The sequence below is a fragment of the Caballeronia choica genome (assembly GCF_001544535.1).
GTDB lineage: Bacteria > Pseudomonadota > Gammaproteobacteria > Burkholderiales > Burkholderiaceae > Caballeronia > Caballeronia choica.
In genome coordinates, this window is the sequence record NZ_FCON02000019.1 from 83,371 (window position 1) to 97,348 (window position 13,978).

6 protein-coding genes and 1 pseudogene are annotated in these 13,978 nt (G+C 63.2%); 5 read left to right on the forward strand and 2 right to left on the reverse strand.

The features are described from left to right. Nucleotides 1-85: 85 nt before the first annotated feature. Together AWB68_RS49320 and AWB68_RS11635 are read left to right on the forward strand one after the other, a co-directional pair. Nucleotides 86-478 (forward strand): annotated as a pseudogene (locus tag AWB68_RS49320) (cupin domain-containing protein); the annotation flags it as partial. Next, nucleotides 479-1,441, forward strand: coding sequence for a PDR/VanB family oxidoreductase (locus tag AWB68_RS11635; RefSeq protein WP_235028281.1), 963 nt, complete (start codon nt 479-481; stop codon nt 1,439-1,441). Between the two features lie 50 nt (nt 1,442-1,491). Here the strand turns inward: AWB68_RS11635 and AWB68_RS11640 are convergent, their stop codons facing one another. After that, on the reverse strand, nt 1,492-2,781 hold the full coding sequence (locus AWB68_RS11640) for an MFS transporter (protein ID WP_087644506.1): 1,290 nt from the start codon (nt 2,779-2,781) through the stop codon (nt 1,492-1,494). 35 nt (nt 2,782-2,816) lie between these two features. Continuing rightward, complete coding sequence (locus tag AWB68_RS11645) at nt 2,817-4,241, reverse strand: M20 family metallopeptidase (RefSeq protein ID WP_087644494.1); 1,425 nt, start codon at nt 4,239-4,241, stop codon at nt 2,817-2,819. Between the two features lie 121 nt (nt 4,242-4,362). On the opposite strand from AWB68_RS11645, the gene AWB68_RS11650 reads away from it, so the two are divergent. From AWB68_RS11650 to AWB68_RS11660, 3 genes are all read left to right on the forward strand, one after another. After that, nucleotides 4,363-5,319, forward strand: coding sequence for a LysR family transcriptional regulator (locus AWB68_RS11650; protein WP_087644495.1), 957 nt, complete (start codon nt 4,363-4,365; stop codon nt 5,317-5,319). A gap of 276 nt (nt 5,320-5,595) precedes the next feature. Beyond that, the gene (locus tag AWB68_RS11655; RefSeq protein ID WP_200828677.1) at nt 5,596-11,628 is read left to right on the forward strand and encodes a HAMP domain-containing protein; all 6,033 of its coding nucleotides are present in this window, start codon (nt 5,596-5,598) and stop codon (nt 11,626-11,628) included. 9 nt (nt 11,629-11,637) lie between these two features. Continuing rightward, nucleotides 11,638-13,797 carry a response regulator gene (locus AWB68_RS11660; RefSeq protein WP_087644496.1) on the forward strand — a complete coding sequence of 720 codons (2,160 nt, stop codon included), beginning with the start codon at nt 11,638-11,640 and terminating at the stop codon, nt 13,795-13,797. Nucleotides 13,798-13,978 lie beyond the last annotated feature (181 nt).

The window sequence follows — 13,978 nt, forward strand, 5'->3', positions numbered from 1 at the left end:
CGAACCCCGCAAATAGGGCGCTTGATATAGGCACGTCGTCAGCCGTGCCGACGAAGAGCGCACCCCGAATTCTGGAGGAGATGAAATGAATGTTGCCGCGCGAGTTTGCCAGCCGTCCGATGCAAGCACTGCCGAAACACCCGTCACATGGCATGTGGACGAAGTGCCGTGGATTCCGCTGACGGGATTGTTCATCGACAAGTCGGGTTACAAGACGGTCGCCGACGCGGCATACACCGGTAACGCGTACAGCATCGAACTGACGTCGGTCGGTCCCGGCGGATATTCTCCGACACATGTCGAGCCGCATGCTCACTTGTTCTACGTGTTGTCAGGTCACGGCGAAGTGACAGTCGGCGACGAGGTCAAAGCTGTGACGGCGGGGTGGGTGAGCCCGATTTCGGCGGGCATGCCGCATTCCTTTCGCAATCTCGGCGATTCGGCGCTGGAGATGCTGGTGGTCTACCATCCGCCGCGCATGCGCAAGCAGTCCGAAAGCGCGCCGTTGCGCGCGGTGGTCCACTCACTCCGTTACGAGGCGCAGCGCGTGGTCAGCGTGGAATTGCGACCGCAGTCCGGGTCGATGTTCCCCGCTTTCGACGCAGGCGCTCACGTCGACGTTCACTTGCCCGACGGGATGATCCGCAGCTATTCGCTGTGCAATTCGGCGGACGACCGAGACCGGTATGTGATCGGCGTGCTCAATGTCGAAACAGGTCGCGGTGGATCTCGCTACGTGCATGAGCAATTGCGCGTCGGCACGCAGCTCCAGATCTCCAGGCCGTGCAACAATTTTCCGCTGCACAGAGAGGCGGTTCATAGCGTATTGATCGCGGGCGGAATCGGCATCACGCCGATCCTGTCGATGGCGCGCCGGCTTTGCGCGCTCGGACGATCGGTGGAACTGCTTTATTGCGCGCGCTCGCGTCGCGAGGCGGCATTTATCGACGAGATCGAGGCGCTCGGACTACAGGTCACCTGGCATTTCAACGACGAGCACGGCGAACGCGCCGATCTCGTGCAGTTTCTCGCCACGCGGCGTCGAGACGCGCATTTCTATGCATGCGGCCCTACGCCGATGCTCGACGACTTCGAGCGCCATTGCAACGCGCTTGGACTTGCGAATGTGCATCTCGAGCGATTCGTCGCACGCAAAGCGCCAGCGGAAACGCACAAGCCTTACCGGGTCGAATTGAGGCGCTCGGGACGCAGTCTCGACGTTGTACCGGGCAACACGCTGCTGCGGACGCTGCTAGATGCGGGCGTCGAGGTACCGCATGGCTGCACGCAGGGCTTGTGCGGTGCGTGCAAGACCCGCGTGCTGGCGGGCGAGCCGGACCACCGCGATACGGTACTGAGCGCGGACGAGCGCGCGAGCAACGCGGTGATGACCGTATGCGTTTCGGGGTGCAAGGGTGAATCGCTGGTGCTCGATCTCTAGGAAGGCGCAAACGCGCTCCGATGACGGCAAATGGGATAACGCCCCGCCCATCAATAGGCTCGTTGCTCCGCGCGGTAGTCCCTTTGCGGCTTGCGTTGCATCTTGCTCACGGCAGCCAACGCGGCGAGGCTGATCACGGCGGTGAACATGAGGTAAAAGCTCGGTGCCGCCTTGCTTCCCGTAGCGCTGAGAAGCCAGATGATGATGGCAGGCGTGAAGCCTCCAAACACAGTCACGCCGATGTTATAACCGATGGACATGCCGGTCGCGCGGGTCGAAACCGGAAATATTTCCGACATCAAGGCTGGCAGCGCGCCGAAGTAAATTGCCTTGAGCAACGCGAGCCATCCGACCAGCGCGAACAGCCCGCCGACAGAGACATGCGAGACCACATACGAGAACGCGGGATATCCGGTGACCGCGAACAGCAGGGCGGTCAATGACATCTGTTTCAGTCGTCCAATGCGGTCGGACAGGTAGCCAGCGAAAGGGGTGACGACGGTCAGTATCGCCCCCGCGAGCACGCTGGCCGCAAAGCCCGTCGACGGATCGAGATGAAGCTCGCGCATGGCGAACGTCGGCACGTATTGCAGCAAGTAGTTCGCGGCGGTCGACACGGTCAGCGCGCCGATCGATACGAACAGCATGAGCTTTTGCGTGGCGAACACGTCCCGAACGGGCGTTGCCGTGTGCCTGGCCTCGGTGAAGTCCGGCGCATCTTCGAGAAATCTGCGCAGATACAAACCGACAGGCCCGATCAACAAGCCGAAGTAGAACGGGATTCGCCAGCCCCATGCCGATAGTTCGGCGGGCGGCATGAGCTTCGCAAGCGCAAATCCGAACATCGAAGCCATGAGCGTCGCGAGACCTTGCGTCGCGAACTGCCAGCTCGCGAGCAAGCCTCGTCGATGGGGCGCGTGCTCGATCAGCATCGCCGTCGACGCACCGAACTCGCCGCCGGCGGAAAAGCCCTGGATCAGGCGCGCAACGAACACGCCGATGGGAGCGGCAAGGCCAATCGTCGCGTAAGTCGGAATCACCGCGATGATGGCCGTGCCGATCATCATCAGGCCGACCGTCAGAAGAAGCGCCGCCTTGCGTCCGTGCTGGTCGGCATATGCGCCGAGCACCATGCCTCCCAACGGACGAACCAGGTACGACGCGCCGAAGGAGCCAAAGGTCAGGAGCATCGACGCCGTCTCGTTGACGGTCGGAAAGAAGTTCTTGGCGATATAGACGGCGAAGAACGCGTAGATGGCGATATCGAACCATTCCAATGCATTGCCGGCGGAAGTTGCGACGACGATCTGCGTCAGACTGAGAGGTTTCTTCTGCATGATTCTGCCCGGGGAAGTAGGAGTGTTGCAGGAGCGCGCTAGGCGCGTGACAAGCGACGTTCGACGATCGCGGGTCCTGCTTCGCCCAGGTCCCACCACAAGCCGGCCATGACGCCGAGCGCCTCGCGTGCAACGGAGCCGAGCAGATGCTCGTTCGGTGCGTGCTGGTTGCAAGCCGGATAGGAATGCGGCACCCACAACGTGGGCAGCGCGAGCGTTTTCGCGAACACATCGTTGGGAACCGTGCCGCCGAGATTCGGCAGCAGCGCGGGCTTCTTGTGCGTGGTCTTGCGCATCGAGTCGAGTGCCCAATGAACCCACGGGTCGTCGAGGTCGAGGCGCGTGGCGGGCGTGCCGCCGGACACCTTCACTTGCACGTGATCGAAACCGTGCGACTCGAAGTGATGCTCGAGGTGCTCGCGCAGATGTTGCCAGTCCGTGCCAACCACGAAGCGCAACTGGCACACGGCCTTCGCAACCGGAGGAATGGCATTCACCGGCGCATCCGCATTGCCGGACTTCATCGCGAGCACTTCAAGGGCGTTCCATCCGATCACGCGCTCCGTCGGCGTCAGTCCGGGCTCGCCCCAGGCAAGGTCGATGTCCGGCGAGCTTTCGTCGCGGCCGAGTTCGATGTCGGCAAGCGCGTTCCTGACGGCATCGGAAATGGGAGGCGGGCGCAGCCCTTCCACGATGATTCGTCCGTCGCGGTCGACCAGTGTTGCGAGCGCGTGAGCCAGCACGATCGCCGGATTGCGCAGGACGCCGCCCCAGTTCCCCGAGTGGTGACCGCCCTCGCGCAAATCGACAAGAAGTTCGAACGACACGCCGCCGCGTGAGCCGAGGAACAGCGTCGGGCGTTCTGCCGAGACGCGCGGACCGTCGGAGGCGAGGAACACATCGGCGCGGAGTGCGTCGGCTTCAGCGGCGCAGACTTGATCGAGGCCGGGTGAGCTGATCTCTTCGCCGGTTTCGAATATGAGCTTCACGTTGTAGCCCAGCTTGCCGCGCCGGGCGTCGATGACAGCCCCGAGCGCCGCGAAGTTGACCGAATGCTGACCCTTGTTGTCCGCCGTTCCCCGGCCATACCAGCGGTCGCCGTCGACGGTGACTTGCCACGGATCGAGGCCGCTGCGCCATTGCTCGTCGTAGCCCCGAACGACGTCGCCGTGTCCGTAGGTGAGCACGGTCGGAAGGTGTTCCGCCTCGCGGCGTTCGGCGATGAGGAAGGGCGCGCCGTGGCCGGCCGGGTTATCGACGATGCGGCTTTCGAAGCCGAGTGTCGCAAGCGTCGGCTTGATCTCTTGTTCGAGATAGGCATTGAGCGACGCCATTCCGCACGCGTTCTGGCTCTCGGTCTTGAAGGCGACGCGGCGCCGCAAATCAGCGAGCAGGGCGCCTGAGTCGAAGATTTCATACGCGCCTGCAATGGCTGCCGCGCGCGTGTTTTGGTCAGCTTCCACCGAATTTCCTCGCAATCTTTGATGATGTGAGAGGCAGTCTAGGAACGCCAAAAATTCGCCACAATTTCAAAATTTGCGGATAGCATTGCCGAAATGGCAACGCACAAACGGTGGCACGACGATGCTTCACGGAATTGCGCTTCGGTATTTTCTCGAGGTGGCGCGAACGGGGTCGCTTGCCGCGTCCTCCGAAAGCCTTCATGTGGCCGTGTCCGCCATCAGCCGGCAGATTGCCAAGCTTGAAGATGAGGTCGGCACGCCGCTCTTCGAGCGCATGCCGCGAGGCATGGTCCTGACCGACTCAGGCCAGTTGCTCGCGGAACATGCCCGCCGCGCGCTGATGGACGCCGACGCGGTGTTGAGCGAAATAGCCGAGGCGCACGCGCTGGGACGCGGCATCGTCAGGGTGGGCTGCACCGAGGGCTTCACGCGAAACTTCTTGCCCAGCGTTCTCGCGGGCTTTCATGCCGAGCATCCGCGAGCGCGGTTCGTGTTGCGATCAGGCGCGCCCGCGCAGGTCGAACAATGGATCGCGATGGGCGAGGTAGATGTGGGGCTGGCGTTCTCGACCTCGACCTCTACCGCGGTCCATGCTGAATTCACCATGAGCGCGCCCGTGTGCGCGTTGCTTCGCCCGTCGCATCCGCTCGCGAAGAAGGATGCCGTGACCGTCGAGGACCTCTTGGACTATCCGGTGGCCGTCCTTGAACGTGGGACGACGGTTCGTGAACTCATAGACTGGTGCTGCTCGCTGCGTGGAATACATCTGGAGCCCTTGTTGACCAGCAACAACTCCAGCGCGATGCATCAGTTCGCCGCGTTGACCGGGGCGATCACGCTAGGCAGCGCGATTGCATTGCGGGGAATGGAGGGCGCGCCGTCCTTGCTGGCGAAGCACATCGACGAGCCGCTATTGAACGAGCGCTTCCTGCAAGTCACGACGATGAGAGGCCGCCGTCTTCCTGCGCCGGTAAGCCAGTTTCTGGAGGCGCTGAAAGCGGCTTTGTCCGATGGCATCATGGTCGAGCAGACCGACATCGCAGAACAGCGGCGAGATCGATCGCTCGGGTCGATTTAGGTGCCGGGCAGAACGGCTACGCCGGGGGAAGCAGCTCGCGCGCCATTGATTTTCGAATTGAGAGCTTTAATTCGTTATGCGCCTACACCATTAGCCTTGCGATTCCGAAAGCCTGCGCCAAAGAAACCGGCTCGCAGCCATTCGTTGACCGCGTATAGCCGTCTACGCCACCATCGAAGACAATTCATTTAGCAGCCGGCGTATTAACCATGAAATCCGCGCTGAGACTACCCCAAAGCGTGCGGCAGTGATGAACCTTATAAAACGAGGCTTCGGATGGACACGATCGTGGTTGCGGACGACAGGATAGCCGACAGCGAACTCGCTCTGCTGATCAAGGCGGTTGCCGCGTTGCGCTGCGGCGAGACGACCGAAAGATTGCCTGTCGACTGGCAAGGGGAGCGCGGGCGACTCGCGGCGGAACTGAACCTGCTGGCGGACCAGTGCCAGCGACAAACCGAAGCGATCGAGCAGGCGGCAAACGGTTCGGCGTTGCGCGCGAGCAGCAGCGCGCGCATCGACACCGACCGTCTGAGCGGCTTCTGGCTCCAGCAGGCTCGTCGGATGAACGGTCTGATCGAGGCGACCGGAACTGCCCACGAATGCAACAGGGCAATCCACGCCGCGTTGACGGCCCTGAGAAAAGGCGAGGGCACCACGCTTCCGGCGGACTGGACCGGGCTGCATGGCAAGCTCGCCGATGTGTTCAACGATGTCGTCGAGCAAAACACCCGGATGTCCGATGAACTCGCGCGCCTGAGCCAGGCGGTGGGCAAGGAAGGCCGCATCAACGAGCGCGCGGCGATACCGCATCCCAGCGGCTTCTGGCGCCGCTCGATCGACTCCGTCAATTCCCTGATCGCCGATCTCGTCCATCCGACCAGTGAAGTGGCGCGCGTGATCGGCGCGGTCGCGCAGGGCGATCTGAGCAAGAGCATGGCGCTCGAAGCGGACGGCCGTGCCCTCGAAGGCGAGTTCCTGCGCACGGCCAAGATCATCAACCGCATGGTCGAGCAGTTGGGTACGTTCTCGGCGGAAGTCACGCGCGTGGCGCGCGAGGTCGGCACCGAAGGCAAGCTGGGCGGGCAGGCGGACGTGCAGGGCGTGGCCGGCACCTGGAAGGACCTCACCGACTCCGTCAACTTCATGGCCGGCAATTTGACGAGCCAGGTGCGCAACATCGCCGAAGTGACGAAGGCCGTGGCCGCAGGCGACTTGTCGAAGAAGATCACGGTCGATGTGAAGGGCGAAATTCTTGAACTGAAGAACACCATCAACACGATGGTCGATCAGTTGCGCTCGTTCGCCTCCGAAGTGACGCGGGTCGCGCGGGAGGTCGGCACCGAAGGCAAGCTCGGCGGACAGGCCGACGTGCAGGGCGTGGCCGGCACCTGGAAGGACCTGACCGACAACGTCAATTTCATGGCGGGCAACCTGACGAGCCAGGTGCGCAATATCGCGGAGGTGACAAAAGCGGTGGCGGCGGGCGACCTGTCGAAGAAGATCACGGTCGATGTGAAGGGCGAAATTCTCGAACTCAAGAACACCATCAACACGATGGTCGATCAGTTGCGCTCGTTCGCTTCCGAAGTGACGCGGGTCGCGCGCGAAGTCGGCACGGAAGGCAAGCTCGGCGGACAGGCCGATGTACAGGGCGTCGCGGGCACCTGGAAGGACCTCACCGACTCGGTCAACTCGATGGGCAGCAACCTGACGGCCCAGGTCCGCAATATCGCCGATGTCACCACGGCGGTGGCCGCGGGCGACTTGTCGAAGAAGATCACCGTCGATGTGAAGGGCGAAATCCTGGAGCTCAAGAACACCATCAATACGATGGTCGACCAGTTGAGCTCGTTCGCTTCCGAAGTCACGCGCGTGGCGCGAGAGGTCGGTACCGAAGGCAAGCTCGGCGGCCAGGCCGACGTGCAAGGTGTAGCGGGCACGTGGAAGGACCTCACGGACTCCGTCAATTCGATGGGCAGCAACCTGACAGGGCAAGTCCGCAACATCGCCGAAGTGACGACGGCGGTGGCGGCGGGCGACCTGTCGAAGAAGATCACGGTCGATGTGAAGGGCGAGATTCTCGAACTCAAGAACACCATCAACACGATGGTCGATCAGTTGCGCTCGTTCGCGTCCGAAGTGACGCGGGTCGCGCGTGAAGTCGGCACCGAGGGCAAGCTTGGCGGTCAGGCCGACGTGCAGGGCGTCGCGGGCACCTGGAAGGACCTCACCGATTCCGTCAATTCGATGGGCAGCAACCTTACCGCGCAGGTTCGCAACATCGCCGACGTGACGACGGCCGTTGCCGCCGGCGACCTGTCGAAGAAGATCACGGTCGATGTGAAGGGCGAGATTCTCGAACTCAAGAATACGATCAATACGATGGTCGACCAGTTGCGCTCGTTCGCCTCCGAAGTCACGCGCGTCGCTCGCGAGGTCGGCACCGAGGGCAAGCTGGGCGGCCAGGCGGACGTGCAGGGCGTGGCAGGCACCTGGAAGGACCTGACCGACAACGTCAACTTCATGGCGGGCAATCTGACCAGCCAGGTGCGCAACATCGCGGACGTGACGAAGGCCGTCGCTGCGGGCGACCTGTCGAAGAAGATCACAGTCGACGTGAAAGGCGAAATCCTCGAACTCAAGAACACCATCAATACGATGGTCGACCAGTTGAGCTCGTTCGCATCCGAAGTGACGCGGGTCGCGCGCGAAGTCGGCACGCTCGGCAAGCTCGGCGGGCAGGCCGACGTGCAGGGTGTCGCGGGCACCTGGAAGGACCTGACCGATTCCGTGAACTTCATGGCGGGCAACCTGACGAGCCAGGTGCGCAACATCGCCGATGTGACGAAAGCCGTTGCAGCGGGCGACCTGTCGAAGAAGATTACCGTCGACGTGAAGGGCGAGATTCTCGAACTGAAGAACACCATCAATACGATGGTCGATCAGTTGCGCTCGTTCGCCTCGGAAGTGACCCGCGTCGCGCGTGAGGTCGGCACGGAAGGGAAGCTCGGCGGACAGGCCGATGTGCAGGGCGTCGCGGGCACCTGGAAGGACCTGACCGATAACGTCAACTTCATGGCCGGCAACCTGACCAGTCAGGTGCGCGGCATCGCGCGGGTCGTCACCGCCGTGGCGAACGGCGATCTCGAACGCAAGCTCACGGTGGAGGCAAAGGGCGAGATCGCGGCGCTCGCGGATACGATCAACAGCATGACGGACACGCTCGCGACCTTCGCCGATCAGGTCACCACAGTGGCGCGCGAAGTGGGCGTCGAGGGAAAGCTCGGCGGGCAGGCGAAGGTGCCGGGCGCGGCGGGAACCTGGAAGGGACTCACCGAAAACGTCAATCAGCTCGCGGCCAACCTCACCACGCAGGTCCGCGCGATCGCGGAGGTGGCGACCGCCGTCACGCAGGGCGATCTGACGCGCTCGATCACGGTCGAGGCGCTCGGCGAAGTGGCCGCGCTCAAGGACACCATCAACGAGATGATCCGCAACCTGAAGGACACGACCGAACTCAACACCGAGCAGGACTGGCTCAAGACCAACCTGGCGAAATTCAGCCGGATGCTGCAGGGCCAGAAGGACCTGGTGGCCGTCGGCCATCTGATCCTGTCGGAACTCGCGCCGGTTGTCGGTGTGCAGCAGGCGGAGTTCTTCGTGTTCGATGCAAGCGCGCAGGCTGCGTCGTTGAGGCTCGTCGCGAGCTATGCGTCGGACGGGCACCGCTCGCATGGCAAGCTCGTGCAGCTCGGAGAAGGGCTCGTCGGGCAGTGCGCGGTCGAGAAGCGCAAGATTTTGCTCGCGCCGTCGGCGTCTAGCGACTACCGGATCGTCTCCGGGCTGCTCAGCGTCGTGCCGCAGAACGTGCTGGTGTTGCCGATCGTGTTCGAAGGGCAGGTCAAGGGTGTGATCGAACTCGCGTCGATCGAACGGTTCAATCCGACTCACCAGGCATTTCTCGACCAGCTCACCGAAAGCATCGGGATCGTGATCAACACGATCGAGGCGAACATGCGCACGGAGGATCTGCTCAAGCAGTCGCAGTCGCTTGCGCAGGAGCTTCAGAGCCGGCAGGAAGAACTGCAGCAGACGAACCAGGAACTCCAGGAAAAGGCGCGCCTGCTCGCGCACCAGAACCAGGAAGTCGAACGCAAGAACTCGGAGGTCGAGCAGGCTCGGCAGGCGCTCGAAGAAAAGGCCAAGCAGCTTGCACTGACGTCGAAGTACAAGTCCGAGTTCCTCGCCAACATGTCGCACGAGTTGCGCACGCCGCTCAACAGCCTGCTCATTCTGTCCGACCAGCTTTGCAAGAATCCGGAAGGCAATCTGTCGACGAGGCAGATCGAGTTTTCAAGAACGATCCATTCGTCGGGCAACGATCTGCTCATGCTGATCAACGACATCCTCGACCTGTCGAAGATCGAATCCGGGACCGTCGTCGTCGATGTCGCCGAACACCGTCTTGCCGATCTCACGACGTATGTGGAGCGCACTTTCCGCCACGTCGCCGAAGCCCGCAGCGTCGAGTTCATCATCCATCTCGGCGCCGAGTTGCCGGTATCGATTCATACCGACCTCAAGCGCCTGCAGCAGATCCTGAAGAATCTCCTGTCCAACGCGTTCAAGTTCACGCACCAGGGACACGTCACGCTCTCCGTCGACGAAGCGTTCGGTGGCTGGAGCGCGGACAACGAGACGCTCAACCGCGCCGGGCAGGTCGTCGCGTTCTCGGTCCAGGATACCGGCATTGGCATTTCGGCCGACAAGCAGCAGATCGTGTTCGAAGCCTTCCAGCAAGCCGATGGAAGCACGAGCCGAAAATATGGCGGCACGGGGCTCGGGCTTGCCATCAGTCGCGAGCTCTCGAAGCTGCTGGGCGGCGAAATCCGCCTGATGAGCAAGCCCAACGAGGGAAGCACGTTCACGCTCTATCTGCCGCGCAAGAACGAGCTCGCGCGCGCGAGCCGCCGGGCGCCGGCCAGACAGGATGGCGTCGCCAGCGCGATCGCGGATACGGCGCTGCGCGCAGCCCCCGTGCTAGACATTCCGGCAATTGCCCCGGAATTTGTGGGCCAGGGCGCGCTGGAAGCCGCTTATCCGCTGATCGCGGACGACCGGGACAGCATCCAGCCCGGCGACCGGGTGCTGCTGATCGTGGAGAACGATCCCGCGTTTGCGCGCGTCATGGTCGAAGCGGCGCGTCAGCAGGGATTCAAGGCACTGGTGACCGCGCTCGGCGCCGTTGCGCTGACGCTCGCCGATCAGTTCAAGCCTGACATGCTGACGCTCGACCTGTTCCTGCCCGACATGCAAGGATGGCGCGTGCTGGCCCGCGTGAAGCACGACATGGCGACGCGGCACATCCCCGTGTGCGTGATCTCGACCGATGAATCGCGTGAGCGTGCGCTGCGCTCGGGCGCTTTCGCGTTCCTTCCGAAGCCGATCAAGTCGCGCGAGATTCTCGATCAAGCGGTCGACGCGATGGCCGGCTATATCGACACCGCGCGGCGCGTGCTCGTCGCGGTGTTGCCGCCAGGAAGCGAACGCGACCTGCTGGCGAGCGCCTTGCAGGACGATCTCGCCGCGCTCGTCTTCGCAAGTTCCCGCGATGAGCTGATGACGCAGCTCGCGTCGCCCGCAGTGCACGCGCTGGTGCTGGATGACAGCGTGCCGGGCATCGGGCCGGAGGACATCGAGGCAGCGCTCGTATCGCGCAGCCCGTTTGCGCCGCTACCTGTGATCGTCAGCGCGGCGGGCGAGGCGCCATCCGAGCGCTGGCGATCTGGCCGCGACGGCTTCGTCGTGCAGGTTGCGGCGAGTGCGGACTGTCTGCTCGACCTGGTCGTGGCGGCCCTTCACATCGACGCCAAACGGCTGCCTTTCGAGCCGCAGGCGATGCTCCACGCACTGCATGCGCCGGAGCGCGCATTGCAGGGCAGGAAGGCGCTGATCGTCGATGACGACATGCGCAACATCTTCGCGCTCGCGACGATCATGGAAGACCTTGGCATGCGTCATGTGTGGGCCGACAACGGACGCGATGCGATCCGTCAGGTCGAAGCGGACACCGATATCGAAATCGTCCTGATGGACATCATGATGCCCGAGATGGACGGACTGACGACGATGCGCGAGATTCGGCGGCGGCCGGTCGGGCAGGCGCTGCCGATCATCGCGGTCACGGCGAAGGCGATGAAGGGCGATCGCGAGAAGTGCATCGAGGCCGGCGCGTGGGACTACCTGTCGAAACCCGTCAACCGCGACGACCTGCTAGCCGTGCTGCACGCGTGGCTGCATCGCTAGGAGCAGCCCATGTCGTCACCGGACAAGCCGCTTGAAGATCAGGTCAGCATCCTGATCGTCGATGATCTGCCCAGCCAGCATGTCGTACTGCGCACGGTTCTTGAAGCGCCGGGCCATGACGTGATCGCCGTATCGTCGGGGCGAGAGGCGCTGAAGGCGGTCCTCGAACAGGACTTCGCCGTCATCCTGCTCGACGTAAACATGCCCCATATGGATGGCTTTGAAACGGCCAGCATGCTGCGTTCGTACCGCCGGACCGCTTCGACGCCGATCATCTTCGTGACCGCCTACGTGGACGATGCGGAAATGGCGAGGGGTTACTCGCTGGGCGCTGTCGATTACATCTCGTCGCCCGTCGTGCCCGAAATCCTGCGCGCGAAGGTCGGCGTTTTCGTGCAGATGCACCGGATGAATCGCGAGTTGCTGGCGAGGGCGGCACAACGCGAGGAAGTCGCGAGAGCGGAGGCGCGCCGGGCCGCTGCCGATCAGGCGCGTCAGCGAGCCGATTTTCTCGCGCATGTCAGTCACGCGCTGACCCGCTCGCTCGACGTGGAAACGACAGTCGGGCGTATTCTCGATACCGCCGTGCCCGCGCTGGCCGATGTGGCGTGTGTCCTTCTCGCCGCGGACGGCGAGTCGGATTCGCGCTCGGCGATTCGCTTCGCGAGCGCCGCGCTCGCGAGTGCCGGCGCGCCGGGCGCGGCGTCCGTAGCGCCGCTCGACAGGTTCTTCGAACTGGCAGACGAGGCGCTGGAAGCGGCCGAACGGGTGGTCTGCCGCGACGATACCGCGGGGATCTTTGCCCCGCTGATGCCCTCGGGCGAGGCCGCTGCGCCATCGCTCATCTTCGATGAAGTCACCTTTCACCCGTTGCTGACCGGCACGCAGCGCAAGGCGCTGGTCGCCTTCGGCGTCATCGGCCACGACGACAATCGTCAGCCGGCTCCGGTCGTCACCGAATTCGTCAGCCGCGCATCGATCGCGCTGGAGAACGCGATCCTGTATTCCGCGCTGCGCGACGAGGACCGGCGCAAGAACCAGTTCCTGGCCATGCTCGCGCACGAGCTTCGCAATCCTCTCGCGCCGATCGCCAACGCGGTGAGCGTCATGAAAGCAGCGCCGCCGGGCGATGCGGCGGTGTCCGCGTGGGCGGGGGAGATCATCGGCACGCAGATCGAGCATATGGTGCGCATCGTCGACGACCTGCTGGATGTTTCGCGGATCGCGCGCAACACGGTGTCGCTGCGTCGCGAGCCGGCGCTCCTGCGCACGGTGGTCGAGCGCGCCGTGGAAACGAGCCGGCCGCATTTCGCCGCGCGCTCGCAGGTCTTCCAGTGCGACCCCGGCGCCTGCGAAGTGATGATAGAGGGCGACGTCGTTCGCCTGACGCAGATTGTCGCGAACCTTCTCAACAATGCGTCCAAGTTCTCGCCTCCGGGCGGGCACATTTCGCTTGCGGCGGACTTCGCGGACGGCACCGCCGTCATCACGGTGACCGATGACGGTGAGGGAATCGACGCGCAACTCATCCCGCACGTATTCGACCTGTTCGCGCAAGGCGACAGTTCACTCGATCGCGCGCAGGGCGGCCTGGGCATCGGGCTCACGCTCGCGCGTCACCTCGCCGAGTTGCACGGTGGCTCGATACAGTGCTGGAGCGCCGGCCGGGGACGCGGCGCAAGGTTTATGGTCAAGCTGCCGGCGCGGGTCGCGAGCGAACGAGCCGTGCACGTCGCCGATGTGTTTCCCCTGCATCGCAAGAGTGCGCTTCGAGTGCTCGTCGTCGATGATTCCACCGCGTCCGCCGAAAGCCTCAAGCTGTTTCTCGAGATGCAGGGCTACGACGTGCGATGCGCCTTCGACGGCGCCGCCGCACTCGCGCTTGCGCACAGTTTCGTGCCGCAAGTCACGCTCCTGGATATCGGCCTTCCGGGCATGAACGGATACGAGGTGGCAAAGGCGATGCGCAAGGACCCGGTTCTGACGCATTGCCTGCTCGTCGCGCTGAGCGGCTATGGGCAGGACGAAGATCGCCGCAGATCGGCTGCCGCAGGCATCGATCATCATCTGATCAAGCCGGCCAACCTGAATTCGCTGGTCGACCTGATTGGGCGACACGCGATGCAAAACGATACGAACAGCGCGATGGACGGACGGCAAGGCGCTTAGTTTTTCCCATGCAAAGCCAGTTTGCGGGTGACGCTTCAAGCGTTTTCTTGCGTGGTGTCCGCTTGCCTATATCTCTTTCGAAAATCGGAAATTAAGCGCGCCCGGAATAAAAAACATAAAAGGGATCGGTTAATTTTGCCTGTTACAAACCCCCGAAAAAGTTACCGATTCTCTCTGTTGT

Bases quoted from the DNA above. Each gene is read 5' to 3' on its own strand.
- AWB68_RS11635 (WP_235028281.1), top strand. From the start codon at position 479: ATGCGCAAGCAGTCCGAAAGCGCGCCGTTGCGCGCGGTGGTCCACTCA.
- AWB68_RS11650 (WP_087644495.1), top strand. From the start codon at position 4,363: ATGCTTCACGGAATTGCGCTTCGGTATTTTCTCGAGGTGGCGCGAACG.
- AWB68_RS11655 (WP_200828677.1), top strand. From the start codon at position 5,596: ATGGACACGATCGTGGTTGCGGACGACAGGATAGCCGACAGCGAACTC.
- AWB68_RS11660 (WP_087644496.1), top strand. From the start codon at position 11,638: ATGTCGTCACCGGACAAGCCGCTTGAAGATCAGGTCAGCATCCTGATC.